The organism is Microbacterium istanbulense (assembly GCF_037204145.1).
Lineage (GTDB): Bacteria > Actinomycetota > Actinomycetes > Actinomycetales > Microbacteriaceae > Microbacterium > Microbacterium istanbulense.
The window spans coordinates 1-26,376 of record NZ_JBBDGN010000009.1 but is presented as its reverse complement, the minus strand read 5'-3'; the positions used below and the strand labels follow the sequence as shown (position 1 = coordinate 26,376).

Sequence of the window (26,376 nt, the reverse complement as noted above, 5' to 3'; positions counted from 1 at the left end):
CGGAGGGTGTGGGATTCGAACCCACGAGACATCTCTGCCCACTGGTTTTCAAGACCAGCTCCATCGGCCGCTCGGACAACCCTCCTCGACCGGTCTGCACCGGGCGAACAGGAGCGAGTCTATCTGGATTCCTCGGGAACCCCGGGCAGATGGAACCCCTCCATTGTCGCGCTGACACCTGGGCAAGCCCTGTCAGCGCGGTCAGACCCTTCGTCTCGCTCCGCTCGCTCAGGGACCAAAGCCGGATCCTGAGCGAGGAGCGCTGCGACGAGACGAAGGACGCTCGCTCAGGGACCAAAGCCGGTTCCTGAGCGAGGAGCGCAGCGACAAGACGAAGGACGCTCGCTCAGGGACCGAGGAGGGTGCGCAGAGCCGTGGCGAGGCCGCCGTCGTCGACGTGACCGGTGAGCTCGCCCGCGGCATCCTGCACTTCATCGGGCGCCTGCCCCATCGCGACCGCGCGACCGCCCCCGGCGAGCGCCCACGCGAACATGCCGACGTCGTTGCGGCCGTCACCGGCGACAAGCACCCGATCACGAGGGATGCCGAGCCGTTCGCGCACCCGCTCCAGCGCGGTTCCCTTGTCAACGCCCTGCGGGGCGATGTCAAGCCACGCGGTCCAGCCGATCGCGTACGAGACCTCGTTCAGGCCCGCCTCGGCCACGAGCCGCTGGAAGTCCGCCTCGTCGTGCTGCGGAGAGACGACGACCACACGCGACACCTCTTCGGCGCTCAGCTCAGCGAAACTCACTTCACGTCCGCCGTCGAGCGTCCAGTCGTCGATCTCCCCCGTGTACAGTCGCTGCCCCGAGCCCAGCTCGACCATGTACCGTGCCTCGGGCAGCCGGTCGCCCAGCAGCCCCAGCACGGTGCGCGGGTCGAAGGTCTCGACGTGCCAGCGCTCCCAGTCGTCGCCGTCGCGGCGCATCGTGACCGCCCCGTTCGAGCACACCGCGTAGTCGGCCGTCAGCCCCAGCTGCTCCACGTAGCGGCGGGTCGCCATCCAGCTGCGTCCGGTAGCGAGCATGACCTCGTATCCGGCATCCCGCACCTCGGCCACCGCCTCGATGACGCCCGGGCTCAGCGTCTCGTCCTGCAGCAGGATGGTGCCGTCGATGTCGAGGCCGACGAGCCCGCGGCGCGTCACGCGCTGGCCACCGGCGTGAGCACCTCGAGGCCGCCGAGATAGGAACGTAGCACCTCGGGCACTCGCACCGAACCATCGGCCTGCTGGTGCGTCTCTAGGATCGCGACGATCCAGCGAGTCGTGGCCAGCGTGCCGTTCAGCGTCGCCACCGGCTGCGTCTTCCCGCCCTCGGGGCGGTAGCGCACATCGAGGCGACGCGCCTGGTACGTGGTGCAGTTCGACGTCGAGGTCAGTTCGCGGAATGCGCCCTGGGTGGGCACCCAGGCCTCGATGTCGTACTTGCGGGCCGCACTCGAACCGAGGTCGCCGGCGGCCACGTCGATCACGCGGAACGCCAGCCCGAGGTCGGTGAGCATCTGCTCCTGCAGCTCGACCAGACGCAGGTGCTCGGCCTCGGCATCCTCGGGGTTCGTGTAGACGAACATCTCGAGCTTGTTGAACTGGTGCACACGAATGATGCCGCGGGTGTCCTTACCATACGAGCCCGCCTCGCTGCGGTAGCAGGTCGACCAGCCCGCGTAGCGGAGGGCGCCGCGGTCGAGGTCGACGATCTCATCCTTGTGGTAGCCGGCAAGCGGCACCTCGCTCGTGCCGACCAGGTAGAGGTCTTCCTTGTCGAGGTGGTAGACCTCGTCGGCGTGCTCGCCGAGGAACCCGGTGCCCTGCATGATCTCGGGACGCACGAGCGTCGGCACGATCATCGGGGTGAAACCGTTCTGCAGCGCTCGATCGAGCGCGAGGTTCATCAGCGCGATCTCGAGGCGCGCGCCGACGCCCTTGAGGAAGTAGAACCGTGCGCCCGACACCTTCGCGCCGCGCTCCATGTCGATCGCGTCGAGCATCTCACCGAGTTCCAGGTGATCGCGCGGCTCGAAATCGAAGGTGGGCACCTCGCCCACCCGCCGCAGCTCGACGAAGTTCTCCTCGCCGCCGGCGGGCACACCGGCGATCACGATGTTCTCGATGCGTGCGAGAGCGGATGCCGCGGCATCCCCGGCCTCGTTGGCCAGCTGCTGCGCCTGCTTGACACGCTCTGCGAGATCCTTCGCCTGCGCGACCAGCGCCGCCTTCTCGTCCTTCGGGGCCTTGGCGACGAGCTTGCCGAAGGCGTTCTGCTCTGCCCGCAGATCTTCGAACGCCGTCAGAGCGGCCCGGCGGGCCCGGTCGGCCTCGATCGCCGCATCCACGGTCTCGGGCGCGTTTCCCCGCGCGATCTGTGAGCGGCGGACGAGCTCGGGGTCATCGCGGAGCAGGGCGAGATCGATCATTGTGCAAGTCTAACGAGCGCCTCGTGGCGCTTGAGCGGCGCGGACGCGTCGTAGAGTGGCGGCATGGTCGGAGGGGCACACAAGCGAGCGCACGCGGCGCTCGTGTACAACCCCGTCAAGTGCGATGGCAAGCGCCTGCGCACGACCGTGCTCGCCCGCTCCGCTCAGCACGGCTGGGCCTCGCCGCGTTTCTACGAGACGACCGTCGAAGATCCCGGCCAAGATGTCACGCGCAGAGCACTGGCTGAGGGCGCGGCGGTCGTGCTCGTCGCCGGCGGCGACGGCACCGTCCGGGCGGTCGCCGAGGCTGTGGCCGGCACGGGCATCCCCCTAGCGATCGTGCCCAGCGGCACCGGCAATCTCTTCGCGCTGAACCTGCGGCTGCCGCAGGCGAGCCCGGAGAGCATGATCGACGCCGTATTCACCGGCTTCACCTACCCGGTCGACATCGGCTGGGCCTTGCTCACCCGCGAAGACGAATCCGAGGACGAACACGCCTTCGTCGTGCTGGCCGGCATGGGGCTGGATGCGCACATGATCGCCCGCACCAACCCGCAGCTGAAGAAGTCAGTCGGCTGGGTGGCGTACGTCGACGGCGCCGCGCGTTCTCTGCCCGGCGCCAAGCCCTTCCGCACCGTCTACCAACTGGACGAGGGGCGTCTGCACTCCGCCAAGGTGCACAGCGTGCTGTTCGCCAACTGCGGCCTGCTGCCGGCAGGCATCTCGCTGGTGCCGGATGCGTCGGTCGATGACGGCACGCTCGATGTCGCGGTGATCCAGCCCGGCGGGCCGCTCGGGTGGGTGGCCCTGTGGCGCAAGATCTGGTGGGACAACTCCGTGCTCCGTCGCAGTCGTGCGGGACGTCGCGTGCTCGAACGTCGCGGCAGAAGCACCTCGATCCGCTACCTGCGCGGCGGCGCCGCCGAAGCGGCGATGACCGGGCCCACGCCGATCGAGCTCGACGGCGACGAGTTCGGGGATGCCGTGCGCATCACCTGCCGCATCGCGCCGGGCGCCCTCACGGTCGTGCTGCCGGATGGGCATGACGTCAGCGCCCTGTGACAGGGCCGCGCTCTCGAGCCGGCCGGCGCGGTCAGGGCTCCCACGTGTGCACGGGGTCGCCCGCGTGCATCCGTTCGAGGTAGTCGGCCAGCATGCCGTGCAGCGCCTGCGACCGTGATTCACCCGCCCGCTCCCGCGCGGCGACATTCTCGCGCTGCCAGGTGGCGCCGTTGCGGCCCGTGAGGCAGCGCTGCTCGATGATCCCGAGGTAGCGGTCGCGGGATGCGGCATCCACCCCGAACGCATCCAGCCCCTCCACGGCGGCGGGCAACAGCCGTCGCAGCACCAGTTCCCGCGGCCCGATCGAGCCGAGCCCTGGCCAGTACAGCCGGGACTCGATGCCCTCGCGCGCCGCCGCGTGCAGGTTCTCTTCGGCGGCGTCGAACGTCATCTGCGTCCACAGCGGGCGGTCGGCCTCGGCGAGCGACCGCACGAGCCCGTAGTACAGCGCCGCATCGGCGAGCACGTCCACGATGCTGGGGCCCGCAGGCAGCACCCGGTTCTCGAGACGCAGGTGGTACTGGCCGTCGTGCACGTCGTAGATCGGACGGTTCCAGCGGTAGACCGTGCCGTTGTGCATCCGCAGCTCGGCAAGTGACGGCGCCTTGCCCGCCGCCAGCATCTCGAAGGGATCCTCGTCGGTGACGACGGGCAGCAGCGCGGGGAAATAGCGCGAGTTCTCTTCGAACAGGTCGAAGATCGAGGTGACCCAGCGCTCACCGAACCAGACCCGCGGCCGCACGCCCTGATTCTTCAGCTCGACCGATCGCGTGTCGGTGGCCTGCTCGAACATCGGGATGCGAGTCTCGTGCCACAGCGCGCGCCCGGCGAAGAACGGCGAGTTGGCGGCCAGGGCGACCTGCACCCCGGCGATCGCCTGCGCCGAGTTCCAGTACGCGGCGAACATCTCCGGAGCCACTTGCAGGTGCAGCTGCGTGGAGGTGCAGGCAGCCTCGGGAAGGATCGTGTCGCAGACCAGGTCGAGATTCTCGCGGCCCATCCCGTCGCCGAGGGGCAGGCCGTCGAGGCGGAGTTCGATGTCCTCCCCGCGCGCGGCGAGGATCTGCTGGCCCAGCAACGCATAGCGGGGGTCTGCCGAGATCCACTCCTCGGTGAAGTGGTGCTCGTCGAGCGTCGGCAGCATCCCGATCATGGCCAGACCCGATCCGGTCGTACGCGCACGCTCATCTGCGTGGTTCAGCGAGTCGCGCAACGCGGCTTCGAGGTCGGTGATGCGCCCCTCGGCGAGCGGCCTCGGGTCGACGTTGATCTCGATATTGAACTGGCCGAGCTCCGTCTGAAAGGCGGGGTCGGCGATCGCCTCGAGCACTTGAGCGTTCGCCATCGCCGGGTCGCACTGAGCATCGACGAGGTTGAGTTCGATCTCGATACCGATCTTCGGTTCGGAGAACTCGAACTGCCCGTCAGCGAGCATGCTCGCCAGCGCATCCAGGCACCTGGCGCTCTTCGCGCGGAACTGTGTGCGGTCCTGCCGTGTGAACGATCGAGCGTCGACGCTGTCACCCATGAGCAGAAGCTACCGGCGCCGACCTCCGCCGTCTACTCTCCGAACGCCCGACTCTCAGCCGAGCACAGAGAGGGTGGCATCGAGCCCGCCGCCCGTGAGCACCAGCTCGAGCGGGGTGTCGCCCTCATGCTCGCTGGGCATGCCGAGGATCGTCAGCCGCGGCGCCATGTCCATGGTGCAGACCTGATCGGTCGTGAAGAACGTCGCCGTCGCGGTGGTCGCGGTCTGGTCGATCTTCTCGAGCTGCGGTGGGCATCCCGACGAACCCCAGGTCAACAGCACGATCCCCTGGTCGTCGAACCAGCCGGCCGAGGGTGCGTAGTCAGTCTCCGACTCGGGGTCGGCGGGGTCGCTCAGTCCGTCGAGATCGGTGTCGGCGACGAGATCACCGTAGGTGACCTTGAGTTCGACGTCCTTCGCGGGATCGACGCCCGAAGGAAGCCCGACCGACGCGGCTCGTGGCACGAGATCCTTCGCGCACGCCGTGGCCGTATCCGGATCGGCGAGGATGACCGAGACGGTCTGCCCCTCGGCCGAGATGTTCTCGACGAGCGGCAGGCAGGTCGATGACCCCCACGTGACGACCGCGAAACCGCGCCCGCCGTCGATCCACGCGGCCTCGACGTCCTGCGCGTCGGGCGTATCGGGCTCGTCGGGGCTCGTCGACGCGGTGCTGGTCGGCGAGGGGGATGCCGGTTGCGCCGTGCATCCGGCGGTCAGCAGCGCCGCAGCGAGGAGCGGCAGTGCGAACAGGGCGGAGCGACGGCGCGTGATCATGGGGGCAGGCTAACCGACCAGGCTGGCACCCGGCCGAGCGTGGGTCACTGCAGGGCCGAGGTGAGCCGGGCGAGGTTGTCGAGCACGGTCGACCGCAACGGCTGCTGCATCCACTCGTGCAGGGTGAGCTCGCGGCTGAGGCGCCGGTACTCGTCTTCGACGCCGCGCAGTTCTTTGACGAACTCCTCGCCGCGCACGAGCATCGAGATCTCCATGTTCAGACCGAACGAGCGCATGTCCATGTTGCTCGACCCGATCACCGCGACCTGGTCGTCGATCGTGAGGCTCTTGGTGTGCAGGATGTACGGCTTGGGGTACATCCAGATGCGCACGCCCGCCCGCAGCAGCGCCTCGTAGTAGCTGCGCTGGGCGTGGTAGACGACCGCCTGGTCGCCCTCTTCCGACACGAACAGCTGCACGTCGACGCCGCGATCACAGGCCGCCGTGACGGCCTGCAGCAGCGACTCGTCGGGCACGAAGTAGGGGCTGACCATCATGATCTTGTCCGTGGCCGCGTACAGCAGCACGAGGAACAGCCGCAGGTTGTTCTCGACCTCGAATCCCGGGCCGGAGGGCACGACCTGGCAGTCGAGGTCGCCGCTGCCGGGCAGGGCGAGCGTGAGGTCGACGCCTTCGGGCACGGTCTCGGGAACCTGGCTGCGGTCAGTGATCTCGGCCGGGTAGCCGGCGAACGAATCGGTCTCGGCGTAGTAGTCGGCGAGGAAGATCGCGTTGATACTCGCGACGACGGGGCCGTCGACCTTGGCCATGAGGTCGACCCAGTGCAGCCCGCGTTTGATGTTCTTGGGCAGGTTGTACGACGAGTCGGTGACGTTCTGCGACCCCACGAAACCGACAGCACCGTCGACGACGAGCAGCTTGCGGTGGTTGCGCAGATCGGGGCGCTGGATGCGGCCACGCAGCGGCTGCACGGGCAACATGAGGTGCCAGTCGGCGCCCATCGCCTCGAGCCGGGCGAGGGTCTTCTTGTAGCGGGGCTTCCACCGGTTGGCCCAGTAGTCCAGCAGCACACGCACCGGCACGCCGCGCGCGGCAGCATCCTCCATCGCGGCGAAGATACCCTCGGTCGAATCGTCGCTCTGCAGGATGTAGAACTCGATGTGCACGTAGGTCTGCGCCCCGCGGATCGCCTCGGCCATGGCATCCAGCGATTCCTGATAATTCGAGATCAGGTGGGCACCGTTGTCACCCGAGAGCGGCAACGCGCCCAGGCGTGAGTTCATCTCGATCAGCGGGGGCCACCACGCGGGCGCGTTCGGGCGCAGGCTGCCGAAGTGCAGGCTTTCGGCCGTCTCGGCGATGTACTCGTTCACGCGCTGCTGCTTGCGGCGCCGTGCGCGCGGAAGCTTCGGATTTCCGATGATGAGGAACAGCAGCACCCCGAGCACAGGGATGAAGAAGATCGCCAGCAACCACGCCATCGCGGCCGTGGGACGCCGGTTGCGCGGGACGACGATCACCGCGATCACGCGCACGGTGATGTCGATGATCAGGTAAAGGGTGACGACCCACCAGGGCCAGTTCTCGAGAGAGAAGAACACGCCGCATCCTCCTCTGTCGGGCAGCTGCCTGGCATCAGCGTACCGGCAGCCACCGACGTCAGGACGACTTGGGGGGCAGACCGCGCGCCGCGCGCTCCTCCGCCTCGATCTGCGCGTGCACCTTGCGTTCGGTGCGGTCGAAACGCAGGATGCCGCGGATCACGATGACGAACACGATCGACACGACGATCGTCGGCAGGATCGACCAGAGCGCCGCCATCCAGAAACTGTCCACACCTCGATGGTACGCGGTGCGGCTGTGTGCCGCCCGACGACAGGTCTTCCTGGGCGTTCGAGGTTCATCCGCACACTGCCCTGTGGACGGATTTTCCGTCCACGATCCGGCGATCGCGCCCCACGGCGATCCCGCGGTGAGCAGGCTTCGGGCATGACAACGATCATCCGTGCCACCGATTCCGCTGAGTTCCTCAGCCTCGTCCCGCAGATCGCGGGCTTCACGCCGCGGCAGAGCCTGGTGCTGCTGCCCTTCCACGGCAAACGCACACACGGCGCGATGCGCGTCGACCTGCCACCGGCCGACGTCGATCCCGTGCAATTCGCGAACAGCATGTGCGCACTCGTCGCGCAGTTGGGTGGGGTGGATGCCGTCGCCATCGTGATCTACACCGACGAGGCACCCCAGCCGACCCACGATGGGTTGCTGCTCCCGCACCTTGCCCTGGAAGACGCGGTGGCCACGACCCTGCATGACGACGGCTTCCACATCGTCGAGTCGCTCTGCGTCACTCCTGCCGGCTGGGCCGACTACTTCGACGACGAGCCGCGCCTGCGCCCACTGAAAGCCATCCCGAAGGCGCCAGCGGTGATCGGCATCGGCGACGTGAGCGGCGACCAGCTGGCTGGGGCTACCCTGCCGCACAGCGACCTGGCCGAACGTGAGCGCGTTGGCCGGGCACTGCGCGATCTTGGTGCCGTCCTCGCCGGCGACGCGCAGGGCGCAGACCCGTCGGTGATCCTCATGGCCGCCTCGACGCTGGACGATCTGCCGAGCTTCTTCGAGGAGCTGCTCGACCACCCCGACGACCTGCTGCCGCTCGAGTCTGCCGCGCTGCTGTGGTGCCTGAACCGGCCGACGCTGCGCGATGCCGCGCTGGTGCAGTGGGCGACGGACATCGACCGCGGCACGGAGGCACTCGAAGCGCAGCTGTCGTTCAGCGAGTCGGGCGCCCCGGTGCCGGATGCCGTCGGCGATGTCTTCCTGGGGCAGGGCGCGCGGCCGGATGCCGATCGGCTCGGCTGCGCGCTGACGATCGCGCGGCATGCGGCATCCCGCGCGCCCCGCGGCGCCAAGCCGGGCGCACTCACGGCGGCGGCCTGGCTGTCGTGGGCGCTGGGACGTTCCTCTCACGCGGGCGCGTACGTCGATCAGGTGCTCGAGATCGACCCGCAGCACAGCATGGCTGCGCTGCTGAACACGATGCTGGGCGCGGCGATGCTGCCCGAGTGGCTTATGCGACGGCCGTGATGGCCGCGCAGATCACTTCACCAGCGGGAAGAGGATCATCTCGCGGATGCCGAGACCCGTGATGGCCATCAGCAGGCGGTCGATGCCCATGCCCATGCCGCCCGAGGGCGGCATGCCGTGCTCGAGCGCCCGCAGGAACTCGTCGTCGACGGGCATGGCCTCGGCGTCGCCGCGGGCGGCGAGCTTGGCCTGCTCGACGAACCGCTCACGCTGGATGACCGGGTCGACGAGCTCGGAGTAGCCGGTGGCCAGCTCGAAGCCGCGGATGTAGAGGTCCCACTTCTCGACGACGCCGTCGATCGACCGGTGCTCGCGCACCAGCGGCGAGGTGTCGACGGGGAAGTCCATCACGAACGTCGGGCGCTCAAGGCCACCCTTGACGTAGTGCTCCCACAGCTCTTCGATGAGCTTGCCGTGGGTGGCGTGCTCGGGAACCTCGACCTCATTCGCCTCGGCGAAGGCGATGAGGTCGGCGACAGCATCCTGCGGAGTGAAGGCGCGTCCGGCCGCGGCCGACAGCGAGTCGTACATCGAGATGCGGTCCCACTCGCCGCCGAGGTCGTACACGGTGCCGTCGGCCCAGGTGACGGTCGTCGAGCCGCTCACCGCGATCGCTGCCTTCTGCACGAGTTCCTGGGTGAGGTTCGCCATCTGGTTGTAGTCGCCGTAGGCCTGGTAGGCCTCGAGCATGGCGAACTCGGGGCTGTGCGTGGAGTCGGCACCTTCGTTGCGGAAGTTGCGGTTGATCTCGAATACTCGCTCGATGCCGCCGACGACCGCGCGCTTGAGGTACAGCTCAGGGGCGATGCGCAGGTACAGCTCGGTGTCGAAGGCGTTGGAGTGCGTGATGAACGGGCGGGCGGATGCACCGCCGTGCTGCACCTGCAGCATCGGGGTCTCGACCTCGAGGTAGCCGTGCTCGGTGAAGGTGGCGCGCAGGCTGGCGTTCACCGCGGCGCGGGCGCGCACGTTGGCACGGGCCTGGTCGCGGACGATGAGGTCGAGGAAGCGGCTGCGCACCCGCGTCTCCTCGCTGAGCTCGCCGTAGACGTTCGGCAGGGGCAGGATCGCCTTCGAGGCGATCGCCCAGTCGTCGGCCATGATCGACAGCTCGCCGCGGCGGCTGGAGATCACCTCGCCGTGCACGAACACGTGGTCGCCCAGGTCGACGAGTTCCTTCCATGCCGCGAGCGACTCCTCGCCGACATTCGCGAGCGAGATCATCGCCTGGATGCGCGAGCCGTCACCGGCCTGCAGGGTGGCGAAGCACAGCTTGCCGGTGTTGCGGTTGAACACGACGCGGCCCGCGACGCCGACGATGAGGCCGGTCTGGGTGTCGGGCTCGAGGTCGCCGTACTCGGCGCGCAGCGCCGGGATGCCATGGGTCACGGGCACACCGACGGGGAACGCACCGCCACCGGCATCCGTGCGCTCGGCGATCAGCTTCTCGCGCTTGGCGAGGCGAACCGCCTTCTGCTCGAAGACGTCCTCTTCGGCGATGGCAGGGGTGTTCTCGGGCGCGGCAGACGCGTCAGTCATTCAGGGCTCCTCGGAAGTCCCCACCAGTTTACCGGCGCGCCGTCCTTGCCGGGTTTGGGGCGCATTCTCGCGTTCGGGGCGCGCCAGTGCCGCCCCAAGCGCAGAAACCCGCCCCAAACCCGGCGGACGTGAGAGGGATGAGAGGGGAACGAGAGGAGGAGACGGGATCCGTCGTGCGGGGGATGCCGGGGCGGGGCGGCCTGCCTAGGCTCGACGGCATGAGGTCCAGAACGCGCGCGCTCCTGCTCACTGCTCTGGCCGGCGTGATGCTGCTCGGAGCGGCACCACTCGCGGCATCGGCCGACGTCGACGATGCGGATGTCAACGACTTCGACTACTCGTCGTGGCACTCCCGGGTCGAACTCGGCATGGACGCAGAGGGGCGCAGCACCGCTCACGTGACCGAGACCCTGGTGGCCGAGTTTCCCACCACCGATCAGAACCGCGGCATCGTGCGCGGGTATCCGGAGCGCTACGAAGGCGCCGGCCTGAGCCTCGACATCGTCTCGGTGACCGACGCTGACGGTGAACCTGTGCCCCACGAGGTCGACGCAGGCGAGAACGGCGTGACCTATGTGCTCACCGGGGACGACGACTTCGTGCACGGCCCGACCACCTACGTGATCGAGTACACGATGCGCGATGTACTCCTGGCGGCCGAGGGCAGTGGACTGGACGAGTTCTATTGGGATCTGCTGCCGTTGGACAGCACGCAGGACATCGGCCAGTTCAGCGCCGACATCGTGCTCTCCCCCGCGCTGGCCGACGCCTATACCGGCGAGAGCGCCTGCTATCAGGGTGCGCAGGGCGAGACTCAGACCTGCGCGCTCGAAGGCCCGTCGACCGACGGCGACCTGTTCGTCGTGCGATCGGCCGGGCTCCCGGCCGGTGACGGCATCACCGTGGCGCTGGGCTTCGACGCGGGCACGGTCGTGCAGCCGCCAGGACGCGTAGCTGACCCCGCCGCCGATTTCGGCGCCGCCATCGCCGCCGGCGGCACCATGGTGCTCTCCGCCGCGAGCTGGATCGCCTGGGCGCTGTTCGTGCGCGGCCGGCGGCGGGCCGGCGGGTTCATCGTCGCCCAATACGACGTGCCGACGGATCTGCCCCCGCTGCTCGCGGCCGCACTGCTGGCGACGCCGTCCGACGTGATTCCCGCGCAGATCGCGCACCTCGCCGTGCGGGGAGCGCTGCGTATCGAAGATGCGCCCGACGGCGGCAGGGCAGTCCTCCTCCTGCAGAACCGCGCCGCGGCATCCACCGACCTCGACCGCCGCACGCTGAGCGTGCTGTTCCCCGACGACGACTCGCCCACGATCACACTGACCGGCGTCGACGAGGCCCTCGCCACCCAGCTCACCGCCCTCGTCGCCGGCGGCAAGAAGGAGGCCGCGCGGCGCGGCTGGACTGAAAAGGCCCGTAGCCCGATCGCGGTCGCCCTCTGCCTGGCCGCGATCATCGCCCTCGTCTGCACGCTCGGATTCATGGTGTGGAGCATCGTCCGTGACCGCGATCTCATCGCGCTGTCGATCCTCGCGGCATCCCTCGCCGGCGCCGCGGTGCTCGTCACCGCGATCATCGCCTCCTCCCGCCCCGTCGTCCTCACCGCCGCCGGAGCCGAACGCCACGCCTATCTGATGGGCGTGCGGGAGTTCATCCGAGTCGCCGAAAGCGACCGCATCCGGATGCTGCAATCCACGACCGGCGCCGAACGGCGCCCAGATCGCGAGGCCGACGTGGTCGTGCTCTATGAGCGCCTGCTGCCGTACGCGATGCTGTTCGGCGAAGAGAAGTCCTGGGCGCGCGTGCTCGAGGTCGCCTATGCGGATGCTCTCGCCCAACCGACCTGGATCACCGGCGGGCATGGCATCGGGTTCGCGGTGGCGATGTCGTCGTTCTCGCACTCCACGGAAGCGGCGGCGACCTACAGCGCCCCGAGCGCGAGCGGATCCTCATCGTTCGGGGGTTCGATGGGCGGAGGGTTCTCCGGCGGTGGCGGCGGAGGCGGATTCTCGGGAGGACGCTGACCGGCGCCTCCCCGCCAGTTCGGCCTCTCCTCGCCGGGTTTGGGGCGGATTCTCGCGTTCGGGGCGCGCCAGTACCGCCCCAAACGCAGAAACCCGCCCCAAACCCGGCAGGAAAAGGGGGGGCGGGGCGGGGGCTAGGTGGTTGGGGGGTCGAGGGGGCCGGGGGCGGCGCGCAGCGCCTGCTCGACCGTAGACGTCACGAGTGCCGACAGATAGCCGCCCGGATTCTCGACTCCCACCTGGCTGAGCAGTGCGGTGGCCTGCCCGACGATGGCCCGGGAGAACTCGGATGCCGTGGCGATCGCCTCCGCGTAAGCGGCACGATCGGCCTCGGCGATGACGACGGGTTCCGCCCCCAGCTCGACGGCGAGCGCCTGCGCGATCGGCAGCACGGCCGCGGGAGCTGTCACAGCGGCGAACGACGCCTGCAGCTGGCGCAGATCCATCGACGTGCCGGTGAACGCGATGGCCGGATGCACCGCGAGCGGAATCGCTCCGCGCTCAGCCGCGGGCCGCAGCACCTCGATGCCGTACGCAGGGTCGGTGTGCAGCACCAGCTGGCCGAGCTGCCACCCCCCGGCATCGGCGATGCCCTGCACGAGGCCCGGCAGCTCATCGTGCGGCACAGCGATCACGACCAACTCACTACGGCGGATCACTTCCAGCGCATCGAGCACCGGCGCACCCGGCAGCACGGCCGAGGCGCGCTCGTCATCCGAACCCGAGGTGATGCCGGTGATCGCGTGGCCTGCGCCCGCCAGCGCCGCGCCGATGACCGGGCCCACACGGCCCGCGCCGATGATGCCGACGCCGAGGCGTCCGTCTCGACGCGCCATCACGCGGCCGGCCCCGATGGCCCCGCCGGCGGAGCAGCAGGAGGTGCAGATGGAGCAGCAGGTGCAGCAGGCGGAGCAGGCGGAGCATCCGTCACCCCGTACCCCGGAGGCGGCGGCAACGGCGCGCCCGCGACACCAGGTACCGGCGGCGCAGGAGTCACCGCAGGCTCGACTTCGGCCAACCACTCCCCCCAGCGATGCGTGTGATCCTGCGACGCGGCCCGGACGGCTGCTGCCGTCACGCCCTCGAGCAGGGCGATCGCGTCGGCACGTTCGATGCCCGACACCGAGCCGGTCACGGGCCCCGGCACCGTGTGCGCCTGACCCTCGGCGACGTTCTGCGCACGGTCGATCGGCCCCTGCGAGATCGAGACGCCCTGCAGCCGCGCCAGCGGGAAGATCGCGAGCTTGCGCCACACGATACCGCGCCGCAGCAGCAGCCCGAACTCGGTGAGCGCATAGCCGTGCCGCTTCCACGACAGCGGACGCCGCCACCACGCGCGCCGCGGGATCGTCTTGTACGGGTCGCCGTCGACCGGACCCAGGATGCCGTGCTCCCACACCAGGGGCAGGTCGGCGACCGGTGCATCCGGCAGAATCACCGCGAGCACCCGCTCGACATCGGCGCGCTTGCCGACCGGCAGCACGACGTTGAACTGCTGCGCCGAGCTCGACGACTGTTCGACGATGCTCTTGCCACTCATCCGGTTGATCCGGATGGTCCACCAGCCGAACGGGCGCCACAGCAGCGACTGCGACACCTCGACCGCGAAGATACGCCCCGGCGGGAGGGTCTCGGTGACGGTCGTGAAGAGTCCGTAGGTGATGCGCACGCCGTCGGGCGTCGCAGCGATCGAGTACCGCAGCGACCGCGAGATCTGCGCCCAGGTGACCGCGACCGTTGTCAGGATCAGCGGGATGCCCATCGCCAGGGCCACACCGGTGATCGCGACGCCGGTGAGCGGATCGTCCGCCGCATTGCTCGACACGAACATGCCGATGAGCACACCAACGAACACGATGCCGAAGGCGACGACCCACACGAGCGCCGAGACGAGCTGCGAACCGATCAGTCGCCCGGTCGGGATCTTCACCAGGCTCTCGGGTTCGACGTCGGCAATGTCGACGCCCTCGATGAGACCCGTGACCCCGGCGTTCATCGAGTTCACCAGGCGCGCACGCGCGGTGGCGGGCGGGGCTCCGGGGGCGGCGGATGCCGCCTGCCGTGCCGCCCGCGCGCCGGATGCCAGGCGCAGGATGTCAGCGCGCACCGACTCGGCGAGCGGGATCGACAGGTATTCCAGATCGACGTTCGCGTCGGTTCCTGCGCCGACGACCTCCAGCTTGGCGAGGCCGAAGATGCGGGCGGGGAACGGCCGGGTGAGGTTCACGCCCTGCACCCGGTCGAGCGGCGCGCGCCGGTGCGAACGGAACACGATGCCCTTGCGCACCTCGACGTGCTCGCCCGTGATGCGGAACTGCTGGAAACGCCAGACCAGCCAGAACCCGATGACGACGACGATCAGCAGCGCCAGCAGACCCAGCAGCGCCAGCAGGATGAAGTTGTTCTCGAGCACCCAGTCGACGGGGTCGCCGCCGTACTCGCCGTACTCCGCCTCTTGCGGCGCGAACAGTTCGACGAACCAGGCGATCACCCGGTCGCGCATGTTCGCTATGACGAATCCGGCCACGATGAGCAGCACCAGGCCGCCCTTGAAGAGCGGGGTGAGGGGATGCATCCGGTGCCAGGCACCATCGGCGACCGATGAGCTGCCGCCCTGCGGCAGCACGTTCGGCGAGGCCGCCTCGGGTGCGGCGGCGCTCGGCACGGAGGGAGGCTGTGGCTCGCTCACAGGCCGGTCCGGCGCGTCTCGGCGACCTCGATCAGGGTGTCGCGCAGGGCTTCGGCTGCCGCCTGAGTGAGGCCGGGGATCTGCACGCCGCTGGTCGCCGCGGCGGTGACCATCTTCAGCTGCGAGATGCCGAAGGCGCGATCGAGCGGACCCTGGGTGATGTCGACGAGCTGCATGCGCCCGTAGGGCACGGCGACCATTCGCTGCCACAGGATGCCCTTGCGGAAGACGATGTCGTCCTCCCGCAGCATGTAGCCGATCGCGCGGGCCTGCCGCGGCAGGATGACCAGCGTGATCAGGGTGACGACGATGATCACGCCCGCGGGGATCCACGTCCAGGTCTGGTCGAAGGCCATGGTGAGCACGGCCGCCGCGACGGCGATCACCACGATGAACAGCACGTTCTGCAGGACCTGCGAGGTGACGTAGCGCGGCGAGATCTGGTGCCAGGTGCCGTCGAGAGCGAGCGCGTTGGCGCTGCGAGCGGTGCGCAGCTGCGTGTAGGTGCCCGCGTCGAGCGCGGGGGATGCCGGCGGCACCGGAGCGGACGCGGGCGGCGCGACCGCAGGCGGCGCGGGGACGGATGCCGGCGGCGCTGGCGGCGCAGGGACGGATGCTGGCGGCTGCGGCACGCCCTGACCGTGCGGGTCAGTCGGCGGGGTCGTCTGGCTCTCGGTCATCGGAATCCTTCGGCAGCGTGCAGAACTGTTCGGCGACCAGCGCCGCCCCGATCAGCACGAGAGCGCTGACCATGAGGGCGACCATCGCCACAGTCGACCCTACCGGCGGGGGCACCGGACGCGAGGTGAGGAACACGAGCAGCCCGGCTCCGAATCCGCCGAGGATCGCCCCGAGCAGACTCGACGCCCGCGCGAGCGTCACGGCGCGCAGCGCACGGAAGGGCTCGATCCGCTCACCGCCGCGCAGGCTGCGGCGCACCGGCCACGCGAGCCCGAGCACCGCGACGGCGAGCAGCACGAGCAGCACAGGGAGGAAGCCGGAGGGCGTGAAGGTGGCACGCCCGTTGATCGTCAGCAGGTGATCAAGTCCGTACCCGACGCCCGCGCCGATTAACGCGAGCAGAGCCAGCAGCCCCGCGCTCGTGCGCTTCATCAGGTGGCCTCGCCTGCGGCATCCGCGTGCAGTGCCTGCACGAGTTCGGCGACCCGGCCCTGGCCAGGCAACACGGCATCGGCGTCGAGACTCAGCCACGGTTCGAGCACGAACAGGCGCTCCCCCGCACGCGGGTGCGGCACCTGCAGGCGCGGCTCATCACTGCGGAAGTCGCCGTAGGCGATGAGGTCAAGGTCGAGCGTGCGGTCACCCCAGCGTTCGCGACGCAGACGGCCCTGCTCTTCTTCGATCGCGTGCAGCATGCCGAGCAGCACCTGCGGTGCCAGGCGCGTCGTCACCAGCGCGACGGCGTTGAGGTAGCGGGGCGCATCGGGGTCGGGGCCGTCGAGCCGCACGGCCACCGTCTCGATCGCATCCGACATGCGCACCTCGTCGACGAGCGGGAGGCGGCGCAGACGTTCCGCAGCGGCGGCGAGCATCTCGCCCCGGTCGCCCTCGTTCGAGCCGAGCGCGACGACGGCGACCTCGGGCTCGCGTCCGGGACGCGGATCAGGAAACGAGGGCAGATGCGTGAGCCGACGATCCATCAGTGCCTCCCCCGGCGCAGAGTCACGGCGACGTCGGAGAAGGTCTGCGCGATCGGCGCGTGCGGTTTGTGCACGGTGACGGTGACCGTCTGCACGCGCGCATCGGCGAGAGCGACGTCGGCGATGCGCTGGGCGAGGGTCTCGATGAGGTCGACGGGCTCACCGGCGACGACCGCAGCGACCTTCTCGGCCAACTCGCCGTAGTGCACGGTGTCGGCGACGTCATCGGATGCTGCGGCCGCGGCCAGCGACAGCCCCAGCGTCAGGTCGATCGTGAACTCCTGCCCCTCACGGCGTTCGTGCTCGTAGACGCCGTGGTACCCGAAGACGGTGAGTCCGGTGAGGGTGATCTCGTCCAGTGCCATCAGCGTCCGTCCCAGGCTGTGAGCACGCGCAGTGCGTCACGCGTGCCGGCCACATCGTGCACACGCACGGCCCAGGCGCCGGCCCGGGCGGCGAGCACGCTGGTCACGGCCGTGCCGAGGTCGCGACGCTGTTCGGTCACCTCGGCGTCAGCATCCGCCAGGGTCTCGGCGAGGAACCGCTTGCGTGAGGTGCCGACCAGCACACGCAGCCCGATCGAGGTGATCTCGTCGAGCCCGCGCAGCACCTCCCAGTTCTGCTCGCCGGACTTCGCGAATCCGATACCCGGGTCGAGGATGATGCGCGAGGGGGCGATGCCGGCGGCAGCCGCCGCTTCGACCCGGCCGCGCAGTTCGGATGCCACCTCGCGGGCCGCCCGGCGGTACTGCGCCTGGGCGTACATGTCGTCCGAGGGCCCGCGCCAGTGGCCGATGGCGATGTCGGCGCCGGTGGCGGCCACGGCCGGCAGCATCCGCTCGTCGGCGAGACCACCCGAGACGTCGTTGACGATCCGGGCCCCGGCCTGCACGGCGGCGACAGCGGTGTCGGCGTTGAGCGTGTCGATCGAGACGGGGATGCCGTCGGTGGCGAGCGCTGCGATGACCGGAAGCACGCGGGCCTGCTCCTCAGCGACGCTCACCCGGGTGGCGCCGGGCCGGGTCGACTCGCCGCCCACATCGATCACGGTCGCGCCCTGAGCGCGCAGCGCGCGGGCGTGCGCGAGGGCGGTGTCGCGGTCGAGGTAGCGTCCACCGTCACTGAACGAGTCGGGGGTGATGTTGAGGATGCCCCAGATACCGGTCACAGTGCACCTCCGGCCGGACGCCCGATGAGGGTGATGAGCTCGGCGCGCGCGACCGGATCGGTGAACGCGCCGCGTGCGGCGATGGTGAGGGTGGATGCCTCGGATTGCCGACCGCCGCGCATCGTGACGCAGCCGTGTACGGCATCCAGCACCACGAGCACACCGCGGGTGTCGAGCTTCTGGTCGATCGCGTCGGCGATCTGCTCACCGAGACGCTCCTGCACCTGCGGGCGAGCGGCAAGCACCTCCACGACCTTGACCAGCGCGCCGAGGCCGACGACCTGCTCACCCGGCAGGTACGCCAGGTGCGCGTGACCGGCGAAGGGCAGCAGGTGATGCTCGCATACCGAGCGGAACCGGATGTCGCGCAGCAGCACCGCACCCGACGGCAGGGTGTCGGGCGCCGGGCCCTGCGAGACGCTGATGGTGCGTTCGAGGGGGGCCGCGGCATCCTCACCGACTCCGGCGAAGAACTCGGCGTACAGCTCGGCCATGCGCGCAGGGGTCTGCTTCAGGCCGGGGCGTTCCGGGTCTTCCCCGATCGCCTCGAGCAGCTCACGGGTGAGCCGTTCGATGCGGGGCTTGTCGACCGACACGTCAGGCCGTCGCGGGACGGTGACCGGTCTGCGGGCTGGCCGGCGCGGTGCCGGATGCCGAAGCGGAGGGCGCCTGCGCCGGGGTCTGCGCGGCGATCGCCTCTTCGGTGCGGCGGCGCGGCACGTCGACCGGCGGCTGGGCCGAGACGGGACGCTCGTCGCTGGAGAGCCACTGCGGGCGCTGCGGCAGCTTGCGGATGTCGGTGAAGATCTCGGCGATCTGGTTGTGGTCGAGCGTCTCGTGCTCGAGCAGCGCCAGGGCCAGGCGGTCGAGAATGTCGCGGTTGTCGCTGATCACCTGGTAGGCCTCGTTGTGAGCCTGTTCGATGAGTTCGCGCACCTGCGCGTCGACAGTCTCGGCGACCTTGTCGGAGTAGTCGCGGCCACGGTTCATGTCGCGGGCGACGAACATCTCGCCGCCTTCGGAACCGAGCTTCACGGGGCCGACCTGGGTGGTCATGCCGTACTCGGTGACCATCTTGCGCGCGATGCCGGTGGCCTTCTCGATGTCGTTCGAGGCGCCGGTGGTGGGGTCGTGGAATACGATCTCCTCGGCGACGCGACCGCCCATGGCGTAGGTGAGCTGGTCCTGCAGCTCGTTGCGGGTGACCGAGTACTTGTCATCCAGCGGCATCACCATCGTGTAGCCGAGGGCCTTGCCGCGCGGCAGGATCGTGATCTTGGTGACCGGGTCGGTGTGGTTCATCGCCGCGGCGGCGAGGGCGTGCCCACCCTCGTGGTACGCGGTGATGAGCTTCTCCTTGTCCTTCATCACGCGGGTGCGGCGCTGCGGGCCGGCGATCACACGGTCGACGGCCTCGTCGAGGGCGCGGTTGTCGATCAGCTGTGCGTTCGAGCGCGCGGTGAGCAGGGCCGCCTCGTTGAGCACGTTGGCGAGGTCTGCTCCGGTGAAGCCGGGCGTCTTGCGGGCGAGCACCTCGAGGTCGACCGACTGCGCGAGCGGCTTGCCCTTGGCGTGCACCTCGAGGATGCGCTGGCGGCCCTTGAGGTCGGGGGCGTCGACACCGATCTGGCGGTCGAAACGGCCCGGGCGCAGCAGCGCAGGGTCGAGGATGTCGGGACGGTTGGTCGCCGCGATGACGATGACGTTGGCGTTCGGGTCGAAGCCGTCCATCTCGACGAGCATCTGGTTGAGCGTCTGCTCGCGCTCGTCGTTTCCGCCGCCCAGGCCCGCACCACGGTGACGGCCGACGGCGTCGATCTCGTCGATGAAGATGATCGCCGGGGCGTTCTCCTTGGCCTGGTTGAACAGGTCGCGCACCCGGGAAGCACCCACACCGACGAACATCTCGACGAAGTCAGAACCCGAGATCGAGTAGAACGGGGCGCCCGCCTCGCCGGCGACCGCGCGGGCGAGCAGGGTCTTGCCGGTTCCGGGAGGGCCGTACAGCAGCACGCCCTTGGGGATGCGGGCGCCGATGGCCTGGAACTTCGCCGGATCCTGCAGGAACTCCTTGATCTCGTGGAGCTCTTCGATGGCCTCGTCGGCACCGGCGACGTCGGCGAAGGTGACCGTGGGGGTCTCCTTGCTGACGAGCTTGGCCTTGGACTTGCCGAACTGCATGACCTTGCTTCCGCCGCCCTGCATCGACGACAGCAGCCACCAGAACAGCAGACCGAGCAGCACGAGCGGCAGCAGCAGCGAGATGAACCCGTCGAACCAGGTGGCGCGGGGCACGGCGTCGTTGAAGCCGTCCTTCGGGGCGGCCTCGTCGATCGCGGCGACGACCTCGTCGGCGCGGGCCTCGACGTAGTAGAACTGCACGTTCTTGCTGCCCTCGAACTCCTTCGAGAGCGTCATGTCGACGCGCTGGTCGCCGTCGGTGGTGACCACCTCGGTGACGGTGTCGCCGGCGAGCAGCTTCAGACCCTGCTGGGTGGTGATCTGCGCCGGAGCGGTGAGGTTCGAGATCAGCAGGAAACCGCCGAACAGCAACAGGCCGATGACCGCGACGTAGATCAGCGGATTCCGGGAGATCTTCTTGACATCCATGATCGAATCAGCGTATCGCGGGTGTCCTACGCGCCTGCTGTGCGTTCACCCACGGCGTACCGCGCGACTCGGCCCCTGAGCCTGTCGAAGGCCCCTGATCAGGCTTGGGTCCCTGAGCCTGTCGAAGGGTCTCAGCTGTAGACGTGCGGCGCGAGCACGGCGACGTCGCGCAGGTTGCGGTAGCGCTCGGCGTAGTCGAGACCGTAGCCGACGACGAACTCGGTGGGGATGTCGAAGCCGACGTACTTGCAGTCGATGTGCACCTTGGCGGCATCCGGCTTGCGCAGCAGCGCGAGCACTTCGAGCGACTCCGCGCCGCGGCTGGCGAAGTTCTCCAGCAGCCAGCTGAGCGTCAGCCCCGAGTCGATGATGTCCTCGACGATGAGCACGTGCTTGCCGTGCAGGTCGGTGTCGAGGTCCTTGCGGATCTGCACGACACCGCTCGACTTCGTGCTGGCGCCATAGCTCGAGACGGCCATCCAGTCCATCGGCGCGTGGAACGGCAGGGCCCGCGCGAAGTCGGCCATGACCATGACGGCACCCTTGAGCACGCCGACGAGCAGCAGGTCCTTGCCTTCGTAATCCGCGGCGACCTGCACGGCGAGCTCGTCGAGCTTGGCGCGGATCTCCTCCTCGGTGACGAGGATCTGGTTGAGGTCTTCGGCAATGTCCGCTGCACGCATGTGTCGATTTTAGGCGACGGATCGGATCCCCGATCCCGGTGCCGCTCGCGCAGCATCCGCACTACTGTGAGCGGTGGAGCGGGCAGGTGCCCGCGAAGGGAAGGAACCCCATGGACCTCGATGCGATCCTCCGGCAGTTGCCGATCGACGACATCGCCCAGCAGTTCGGTGTCAGCACCGATGTGGCCCGTCAGGCTGCCGAAGAAGGCAGCGCCGCCCTCGTAGGCGGACTGGCCAAGAACGCCGAGACGCCGGAAGGCTCGGATGCCATCGAGAAGGCGCTGCAGCGTCACGAAGGCTTCTCGGGCGCGACGAAGATCGACGACGTCGATCAGGTCGACGGCGGCAAGATCGTCAAGCACGTCTTCGGCGACAACGAGAAGGACGTCGCCGAGACGCTGAACAAGTCGGAGAAGACGGCGGGCGGCATCGACTTCGGCAAGCTGCTGCCGATCCTCGCCCCGATCGTGCTCGGCCTGATCGCGAACGCGAACAAGGGCAAGTCGACCGGCGGCGCTCAGGACGGCGAGTCCGGTGGTGGCCTCGGCGACATCCTCGGCGGCCTGCTCGGCGGCGGCCAGGGCGGTGCGGCATCCGGTGGCGGCGGCCTCGGCGACATCCTCGGCGGCCTGGGCGGTCTGCTCGGCGGCGGGTCGTCGTCCTCGACGTCGAGCCAGGGTGGCGGCAACGTCATCACCGATCTGCTCGGTGGCCTCTTCGGCGGCAAGCGCTGATTTTCGCGGCGCCGGCCCTGCCCCTCCCCCCAGGCCCCGGCGCCCTCTCACCCATGTCCCACTTTCCGTGAGGCATGTCCCACTTTCTGCAGACCTTGTCCCACTTTCTGCTGCTAACCACCCGGGTTAACAGCAGAAAGTGGGACACGGGTGGGGGGGTGGATGCCGGATGCCGGATGGTGGATGCCGGATGCCGGATGCCGGATGCCGGTGATCAGCGGGCGGTGAAGATCACCCGTCCGCCGTGGCGCCGGGCCGTGCATCCGGGCAGGTCGATCGGGCCCTGGCCTGTCCAGTCCGTGGCGAGGCGGGCGACCTCGAGCGTCTGCGTGCGGGTCAGGCTGACCCCGAATTCGCTGTCGACGACGAGGCGGATGATGCGGTTGCGCAGCGCCGCCGGGTTCGCCGCGAGGGCGGCGACGCTCACCGAGATGCCCGCCTCGGCGTGCTCGACGATGTCTTCGATCGTCTCGTGGATCATCTCGTCGAATGCCTCTGCGTCTTCACGCAGCTGCTCGGCCGTGCGGGCCAGGGCCTCGGCGATGCCGGGGCCGAGTTCGGCCTCGAGCACGGGGAGCACGCGCTCGCGCACCCGCACCCGGGCGAAACGGGGGTCGATGTTGTGCGGGTCATCCCAGACGTCGAGACCGGCGGCCGCGGCCCGGGTCGTCTCGCGGCGCACGCCCAGCAGGGGGCGCATCCAGCGCAGTCCCTCCTCGTCCGTGCGCGCCGGTGCCATGCCCTGCAGGCTGGCCGCGCCCGACCCCCGGGCGAGACCGAGCAGCACCGTCTCGGCCTGGTCATCGAGGGTGTGCCCGAGCAGCACGGCGGTAGCGCGGGCATCCGTCGCGGCATCGCGCAGCGCCGCGTAGCGGGCATCCCTCGCGGCGGCCTCTGGGCCCCCCGCCCCGGCGACGTCCACGCGTGCGATGCGCGCGTCGAAACCGAGGGCGGCGGCGCGCTCGCGCACGGCGGATGCCACAGCATCCGACCCCGTCTGCAGTCCATGATCAACCGTCAGCGACAGCATCCGGATGTCGCCTTTGGGTGCCTCGAAGGCGACGGCCGCGGCCAGGGCGAGCGAGTCGGCACCGCCGGAGAGGGCGACGAGCACCGTCGCTCCCGGCGGCAGGTCAGCAAGCGCGGTGCGCACTGCGAGGCGGATCTCGGCGACGGCAGGTGAGAGCGAGGGCACGCCTCCACGCTAGAACACAGGCGGCGGGCGGCGTCACACGCCAGTAGGCTGGTCGGCGGCATCCAACCGAACTTGAGGAGCACACGCATGGGCGCACACGACGCCGTCATCGAGATCCCGCGCGGTAGCCGCGTGAAGTACGAGGTCGACCACGAGACCGGGCGAGTGCACCTCGACCGCGTGCTCTACACGACCTTCGGCTACCCGGCCGACTACGGCTACTTCGACAACACGCTCGGCGAAGACGGCGACCCGCTCGACGTGCTCGTGCTGCTCGACCACGCCATCTACCCCGGTGTCGTCGTGAACGTGCGCCCCGTGGCCGTGCTGAAGATGAGCGACGAGGCTGGCGGCGACGACAAGCTCGTGGCCGTGCTGTCGAAGGATCCGCGCTGGGCGCACATCCAGGACATCGGAGACCTGCCCGAGTACACCAAGAAGGAGATCGAGCACTTCTTCGAGCACTACAAGGACCTCGAGCCCAACAAGTGGGTCAAGGTCGACGCGTGGGGCGACGTCACCGAGGCGCAGCGCATTCTCGACGAGGCGATCGAGCGCTTCGGCGCCGAGGGTCACTGACCTTCTGCGCACGTAGACAGACGAAACCCCCGGTCTTTCGGCCGGGGGTTTCGCTGTAGATCGGATGCCGGGGTCAGAGGGCTCCACGGGCGGAAAGCCAGGTGTACGGGTTGGTCGTGCCGCCGTAGGCGTACACCTCGAAGTGCAGGTGGCAGCCGAGCGAGTTGCCGGTGTTGCCCGCGTAGGCGATGACCTGCCCTGCGCTCACGCGCGTGCCGCGACGGACCGCGTAGCTGGAGATGTGCGCGTAGCCGGTGGCGACGCCGTCGGCGTGGGCGATGCGGATGTAGTTGCCGTAGCCGCCGTACCAGCCGGCGTAGGTGACGGTGCCGGATGCTGCCGCGAAGATCGGGGCACCGCAACCGTTGGCGAAGTCGAGTCCGCGGTGGTAGCCGGAACCGCACTTGCCGTTGCTGCACACCACGGGACGGGGGCCGTAGCCGGAGGCGATGCGTCCGCCGTGCGGGCGACGCCAGGCGCCACCACCACCACCACCGGATGACGATCCCCCGCCACCGGAGCTGGATCCGCCGCCACCGCCACCGTTGTTCCCGGCGTTGGCTGCGGCTTCGGCAGCGGCCTTCGCGGCGGCCTCGGCCTCGCGGCGACGACGCTCTTCTTCGGCCTTGCGGCGGCGCTCTTCCTCTTCCTTGCGGATGCGCTCGCCCTCTTGATAGGCGGCGACCGTCTTGGCGGTGTTGTCCTTGAGAGCCGCAAGCTGCGCCTGCAGGGTGCCGAGGTAGGCCTGCTTCTCGTCGAGCGCGGCCTGCGCGGCATCCGCTGCCTGCTGCGCCTTGATCATCTTCTCTTCGGCGATCTTCTGCAGGCGGTCACGCTCGTCGCGGGCGGTCTTGGCCTGGTCGCTGAGGGCCTGGGCAGAGTCGCGGGCGGCGGTGGCGTTGTCGTAGACCGTGCGGTTGTACTCGAGGAGCTTGTCCATCGTGCCGAGCCGCGCGAGCAGGTCGTCGGCGTTGCCGGCGGATCCGGAGAAGAACAGCTGCAGGGCGGCGTCGTCGCCCCCGTTGCGGTAGAGCTTGGTGGCGACCTGGCCGGCCTTGCGGGCGCTCTCGTCGGCGAGCTTGGACTGCGCGTCGGCCTGCGCCTGCAGATCGTCGGCCTTGGCTGCCTGGTCGAAGTAGGCCTGCTGGGCCTCGTAGAACTCGTCACCGGCGACCTGTGCCGCCTGCTCGGCGGCGATCGCGTTCTGGGTGAGGGTCTGGATCAGCCCTTCGATGCGGGTGATCTCACCGGCCTTGGCGGCTTCGCTCTTCTTGGCCTTCTGGACGTCGTCCCAGCTGGGGTAGCTGGCGGCGAAGGCGGCGTTCACACCGGCAGAGACACCGAGCGCGCTGAGGGCGACCGCGCTGAGGGCACCGATGGTGAGCGCGTTGCGGCGCGTGACTCTCGGCCCCTGCCGCTTCGCGAATGGCTGCACGAACTCGGGTGTGCAGCAAGATTCCTCGGATGCCGTGGGGGCAGCACCCTTGTTGGCTTCGTCGTTCACTCGGCCCCTTCCGCCGGTTTCACAGCTGTCACACTAACAACATTCGTCACATTCACACCAGGGGGGAGGCACAATCCGGGACAGACTGCTGTGTCTATGGTGCCCCTTTTGGAGGGTGCTGTGGGGTGCGTCTTGAGGGCCGCTGCTGGGTGCGACGCTCCCGGGATCCGAGGCCGATTGGCGGATCGGGCAGTCCATCCCTTATGCTTGAGCGTCGGCAAGGGAAACCCCCGGGAATCCCTTCGGCCCCATCGTTTAGCGGCCTAGGACGCCGCCCTTTCACGGCGGTAGCACGGGTTCGAATCCCGTTGGGGTCACGCAACACGATACAATTTCATAATCATGGCCCTGTAGCGCAGTTGGTTAGCGTGCCGCCCTGTCACGGCGGAGGTCGCGGGTTCAAGTCCCGTCAGGGTCGCTCCAAGCGACGAGCCTTCTTTCGAGGAGGCTCTTCGTCTAGGACGCGACAGGTTCGCCGGTCGCGCGGCTCTGTAGCTCAGTTGGTAGAGCGTTCGACTGAAAATCGAAAGGTCACCGGATCGATGCCGGTCGGAGCCACACGGATCATCATTACAGTGATCCCAGAAACCCTCGCGTAGCTTCTACATCGCGGGGGTTTTGTTTTGCCCTGATGAGCGGCGATTTCCTCGCTGACGGTGCAGGCCGGTTCCTGAGCGAGCGCAGCGAGACGAAGGACCCGGTCGTTGAGCGAGCGAAGCGAGACGAAACGCGCCGCCCCCGAGGCTTGTGCCGGTTTTGTGCCGGTAGCCGTGACGAACCGCCGCGATGCAGTCGCTGCCCCGCGACCTCGAGGTCAATCTTGGAGGCAGTCCAGCAACCTGCTGGACAAATTTCCAACGGTCCGTTGGAGAATTCGCCGCAGTAGTCCAACGACTCATTGGACCATTTGTGCAACGACTCGTTGCACCGAAGGCTTGCAGCTTTTGTGGCCGATTCAGGGCACAAAAGCTGCATGAGCAATTCCACCATCGCGTGACTCGGCTCGATCGCCGTCGAGCGATGGGGCATGTTCACGACGGCGCAGGCAACTGCGGCTGGCGTCGCGCGCAAGAGTCTGTCCGGACTCGCCAATGCGGGAGCCATCGAACGCGTTGCACAAGGGGTCTACCGCATGGCCGGCTCTCCTGCCGCCGCGA

General features: G+C 69.0%; 25 protein-coding genes and 4 tRNA genes. 9 read left to right on the top strand and 20 right to left on the bottom strand.

The genetic code is table 11. The features are described from left to right. The 3 genes from WDU93_RS10255 to serS all read right to left on the bottom strand — a co-directional run bounded on the left by WDU93_RS10255 (position 1) and on the right by serS (position 2,415). Positions 1-85 (bottom strand) — tRNA-Ser (locus tag WDU93_RS10255). A gap of 261 nt (positions 86-346) precedes the next feature. After that, a complete protein-coding gene (locus WDU93_RS10250; protein WP_337320270.1) occupies positions 347-1,147 on the bottom strand; it encodes an HAD family hydrolase in 801 nt (266 codons plus the stop codon). Beyond that, on the bottom strand, positions 1,144-2,415 hold the full coding sequence (serS, locus tag WDU93_RS10245; RefSeq protein WP_337320269.1) for a serine--tRNA ligase: 1,272 nt from the start codon (positions 2,413-2,415) through the stop codon (positions 1,144-1,146). The genes WDU93_RS10250 and serS overlap by 4 nt, the downstream gene beginning before the upstream one ends. Before the next feature lie 63 nt (positions 2,416-2,478). Here serS and WDU93_RS10240 point away from each other — a divergent pair, with 63 nt between their 5' ends. Then, positions 2,479-3,477 carry a diacylglycerol/lipid kinase family protein gene (locus WDU93_RS10240; protein ID WP_337320267.1) on the top strand — a complete coding sequence of 333 codons (999 nt, stop codon included), beginning with the start codon at positions 2,479-2,481 and terminating at the stop codon, positions 3,475-3,477. 31 nt (positions 3,478-3,508) lie between these two features. Here WDU93_RS10240 and WDU93_RS10235 read toward each other — a convergent pair whose 3' ends face one another. Genes WDU93_RS10235 through WDU93_RS10220 form a run of 4 tightly spaced genes read right to left on the bottom strand, consistent with a single transcriptional unit; the run spans position 3,509 to position 7,579 of the window. Then, positions 3,509-5,005, bottom strand: a complete 1,497-nt coding sequence (locus tag WDU93_RS10235) for a glutamate-cysteine ligase family protein (RefSeq protein WP_337320265.1) — start codon at positions 5,003-5,005, stop codon at positions 3,509-3,511. A 54-nt stretch (positions 5,006-5,059) separates the two neighbouring features. Further along, a complete protein-coding gene (locus WDU93_RS10230) occupies positions 5,060-5,782 on the bottom strand; it encodes a hypothetical protein (protein ID WP_337320263.1) in 723 nt (240 codons plus the stop codon). 44 nt (positions 5,783-5,826) lie between these two features. Next, on the bottom strand, positions 5,827-7,344 hold the full coding sequence (cls, locus tag WDU93_RS10225; protein ID WP_337320261.1) for a cardiolipin synthase: 1,518 nt from the start codon (positions 7,342-7,344) through the stop codon (positions 5,827-5,829). 58 nt (positions 7,345-7,402) lie between these two features. Continuing rightward, entirely contained in the window at positions 7,403-7,579 is a 177-nt protein-coding gene (locus WDU93_RS10220) for a hypothetical protein (protein WP_337320259.1), read from the bottom strand. Positions 7,580-7,732: 153 nt separating this feature from the next. On the opposite strand from WDU93_RS10220, the gene WDU93_RS10215 reads away from it, so the two are divergent. Continuing rightward, positions 7,733-8,830, top strand: a complete 1,098-nt coding sequence (locus tag WDU93_RS10215; RefSeq protein WP_337320257.1) for a DUF4192 family protein — start codon at positions 7,733-7,735, stop codon at positions 8,828-8,830. A gap of 12 nt (positions 8,831-8,842) precedes the next feature. Here WDU93_RS10215 and lysS read toward each other — a convergent pair whose 3' ends face one another. Next, a complete protein-coding gene (gene lysS, locus WDU93_RS10210; protein WP_337320254.1) occupies positions 8,843-10,369 on the bottom strand; it encodes a lysine--tRNA ligase in 1,527 nt (508 codons plus the stop codon). Positions 10,370-10,587: 218 nt separating this feature from the next. On the opposite strand from lysS, the gene WDU93_RS10205 reads away from it, so the two are divergent. Continuing rightward, positions 10,588-12,396, top strand: coding sequence for a DUF2207 domain-containing protein (locus WDU93_RS10205; protein WP_337320252.1), 1,809 nt, complete (start codon positions 10,588-10,590; stop codon positions 12,394-12,396). A 134-nt stretch (positions 12,397-12,530) separates the two neighbouring features. Here WDU93_RS10205 and WDU93_RS10200 read toward each other — a convergent pair whose 3' ends face one another. The 10 genes from WDU93_RS10200 to hpt form a co-directional block, all read right to left on the bottom strand. Continuing rightward, on the bottom strand, positions 12,531-13,232 hold the full coding sequence (locus WDU93_RS10200; RefSeq protein WP_337320460.1) for a DUF2520 domain-containing protein: 702 nt from the start codon (positions 13,230-13,232) through the stop codon (positions 12,531-12,533). Further along, positions 13,232-15,061, bottom strand: a complete 1,830-nt coding sequence (locus WDU93_RS10195) for a PH domain-containing protein (protein ID WP_337320249.1) — start codon at positions 15,059-15,061, stop codon at positions 13,232-13,234. Before WDU93_RS10195 ends, WDU93_RS10200 begins: the two co-directional genes overlap by 1 nt. A 20-nt stretch (positions 15,062-15,081) precedes the next feature. Next, the gene (locus tag WDU93_RS10190; RefSeq protein ID WP_420064065.1) at positions 15,082-15,624 is read right to left on the bottom strand and encodes a PH domain-containing protein; all 543 of its coding nucleotides are present in this window, start codon (positions 15,622-15,624) and stop codon (positions 15,082-15,084) included. A gap of 109 nt (positions 15,625-15,733) precedes the next feature. Continuing rightward, the gene (locus tag WDU93_RS10185; RefSeq protein ID WP_337320242.1) at positions 15,734-16,198 is read right to left on the bottom strand and encodes a DUF3180 domain-containing protein; all 465 of its coding nucleotides are present in this window, start codon (positions 16,196-16,198) and stop codon (positions 15,734-15,736) included. Then, entirely contained in the window at positions 16,198-16,746 is a 549-nt protein-coding gene (gene folK / locus WDU93_RS10180; RefSeq protein ID WP_337320239.1) for a 2-amino-4-hydroxy-6-hydroxymethyldihydropteridine diphosphokinase, read from the bottom strand. Before folK ends, WDU93_RS10185 begins: the two co-directional genes overlap by 1 nt. Next, complete coding sequence (folB, locus tag WDU93_RS10175) at positions 16,746-17,111, bottom strand: dihydroneopterin aldolase (protein ID WP_337320237.1); 366 nt, start codon at positions 17,109-17,111, stop codon at positions 16,746-16,748. Before folB ends, folK begins: the two co-directional genes overlap by 1 nt. Beyond that, on the bottom strand, positions 17,111-17,914 hold the full coding sequence (folP, locus tag WDU93_RS10170; protein ID WP_337320234.1) for a dihydropteroate synthase: 804 nt from the start codon (positions 17,912-17,914) through the stop codon (positions 17,111-17,113). The genes folB and folP overlap by 1 nt, the downstream gene beginning before the upstream one ends. Beyond that, positions 17,911-18,510 (bottom strand): GTP cyclohydrolase I, encoded by a 600-nt coding sequence (gene folE / locus WDU93_RS10165; RefSeq protein WP_337320231.1) that lies wholly within the window; start codon positions 18,508-18,510, stop codon positions 17,911-17,913. The genes folP and folE overlap by 4 nt, the downstream gene beginning before the upstream one ends. A 1-nt stretch (position 18,511) precedes the next feature. Continuing rightward, positions 18,512-20,524: an ATP-dependent zinc metalloprotease FtsH gene (ftsH, locus tag WDU93_RS10160; RefSeq protein WP_337320228.1), complete on the bottom strand. Its 2,013-nt coding sequence runs from the start codon at positions 20,522-20,524 to the stop codon at positions 18,512-18,514. Positions 20,525-20,655: 131 nt separating this feature from the next. Beyond that, on the bottom strand, positions 20,656-21,207 hold the full coding sequence (hpt, locus tag WDU93_RS10155; protein ID WP_337320226.1) for a hypoxanthine phosphoribosyltransferase: 552 nt from the start codon (positions 21,205-21,207) through the stop codon (positions 20,656-20,658). Positions 21,208-21,317: 110 nt separating this feature from the next. Here hpt and WDU93_RS10150 point away from each other — a divergent pair, with 110 nt between their 5' ends. Further along, a complete protein-coding gene (locus WDU93_RS10150) occupies positions 21,318-21,941 on the top strand; it encodes a DUF937 domain-containing protein (protein WP_337320223.1) in 624 nt (207 codons plus the stop codon). A gap of 214 nt (positions 21,942-22,155) precedes the next feature. Here the strand turns inward: WDU93_RS10150 and tilS are convergent, their stop codons facing one another. Continuing rightward, entirely contained in the window at positions 22,156-23,136 is a 981-nt protein-coding gene (gene tilS / locus WDU93_RS10145) for a tRNA lysidine(34) synthetase TilS (protein WP_337320221.1), read from the bottom strand. Between the two features lie 87 nt (positions 23,137-23,223). Between tilS and ppa the strand changes: the two genes are divergently transcribed. Then, positions 23,224-23,715, top strand: a complete 492-nt coding sequence (ppa, locus tag WDU93_RS10140) for an inorganic diphosphatase (protein ID WP_337320218.1) — start codon at positions 23,224-23,226, stop codon at positions 23,713-23,715. A 73-nt stretch (positions 23,716-23,788) separates the two neighbouring features. On the opposite strand, the gene WDU93_RS10135 is transcribed toward ppa, so the two are convergent. Continuing rightward, complete coding sequence (locus tag WDU93_RS10135; protein WP_337320216.1) at positions 23,789-25,219, bottom strand: M23 family metallopeptidase; 1,431 nt, start codon at positions 25,217-25,219, stop codon at positions 23,789-23,791. A 244-nt stretch (positions 25,220-25,463) separates the two neighbouring features. On the opposite strand from WDU93_RS10135, the gene WDU93_RS10130 reads away from it, so the two are divergent. The 4 genes from WDU93_RS10130 to WDU93_RS10115 form a co-directional block, all read left to right on the top strand. Further along, a tRNA-Glu gene (locus tag WDU93_RS10130) sits at positions 25,464-25,536 on the top strand. A gap of 27 nt (positions 25,537-25,563) precedes the next feature. After that, positions 25,564-25,637: transfer RNA gene (locus tag WDU93_RS10125), tRNA-Asp, on the top strand. A gap of 67 nt (positions 25,638-25,704) precedes the next feature. Then, positions 25,705-25,777, top strand: a tRNA-Phe gene (locus WDU93_RS10120). A gap of 469 nt (positions 25,778-26,246) precedes the next feature. Next, positions 26,247-26,376, top strand: a 130-nt coding sequence (locus WDU93_RS10115; protein ID WP_337320458.1) for a type IV toxin-antitoxin system AbiEi family antitoxin domain-containing protein, incomplete at its 3' end; no start/stop codon positions are given.

Coding starts and splice junctions, on each gene's coding strand:
- WDU93_RS10230 (WP_337320263.1), bottom strand. CDS start 5,782: ATGATCACGCGCCGTCGCTCCGCCCTGTTCGCACTGCCGCTCCTCGCT.
- WDU93_RS10150 (WP_337320223.1), top strand. CDS start 21,318: ATGGACCTCGATGCGATCCTCCGGCAGTTGCCGATCGACGACATCGCC.
- WDU93_RS10205 (WP_337320252.1), top strand. CDS start 10,588: ATGAGGTCCAGAACGCGCGCGCTCCTGCTCACTGCTCTGGCCGGCGTG.
- WDU93_RS10235 (WP_337320265.1), bottom strand. CDS start 5,005: ATGGGTGACAGCGTCGACGCTCGATCGTTCACACGGCAGGACCGCACA.
- lysS (WP_337320254.1), bottom strand. CDS start 10,369: ATGACTGACGCGTCTGCCGCGCCCGAGAACACCCCTGCCATCGCCGAA.
- serS (WP_337320269.1), bottom strand. CDS start 2,415: ATGATCGATCTCGCCCTGCTCCGCGATGACCCCGAGCTCGTCCGCCGC.
- folK (WP_337320239.1), bottom strand. CDS start 16,746: ATGGATCGTCGGCTCACGCATCTGCCCTCGTTTCCTGATCCGCGTCCC.
- WDU93_RS10200 (WP_337320460.1), bottom strand. CDS start 13,232: ATGGCGCGTCGAGACGGACGCCTCGGCGTCGGCATCATCGGCGCGGGC.
- ftsH (WP_337320228.1), bottom strand. CDS start 20,524: ATGGATGTCAAGAAGATCTCCCGGAATCCGCTGATCTACGTCGCGGTC.
- ppa (WP_337320218.1), top strand. CDS start 23,224: ATGGGCGCACACGACGCCGTCATCGAGATCCCGCGCGGTAGCCGCGTG.
- WDU93_RS10240 (WP_337320267.1), top strand. CDS start 2,479: ATGGTCGGAGGGGCACACAAGCGAGCGCACGCGGCGCTCGTGTACAAC.
- hpt (WP_337320226.1), bottom strand. CDS start 21,207: ATGCGTGCAGCGGACATTGCCGAAGACCTCAACCAGATCCTCGTCACC.
- WDU93_RS10215 (WP_337320257.1), top strand. CDS start 7,733: ATGACAACGATCATCCGTGCCACCGATTCCGCTGAGTTCCTCAGCCTC.
- folB (WP_337320237.1), bottom strand. CDS start 17,111: ATGGCACTGGACGAGATCACCCTCACCGGACTCACCGTCTTCGGGTAC.
- WDU93_RS10185 (WP_337320242.1), bottom strand. CDS start 16,198: ATGAAGCGCACGAGCGCGGGGCTGCTGGCTCTGCTCGCGTTAATCGGC.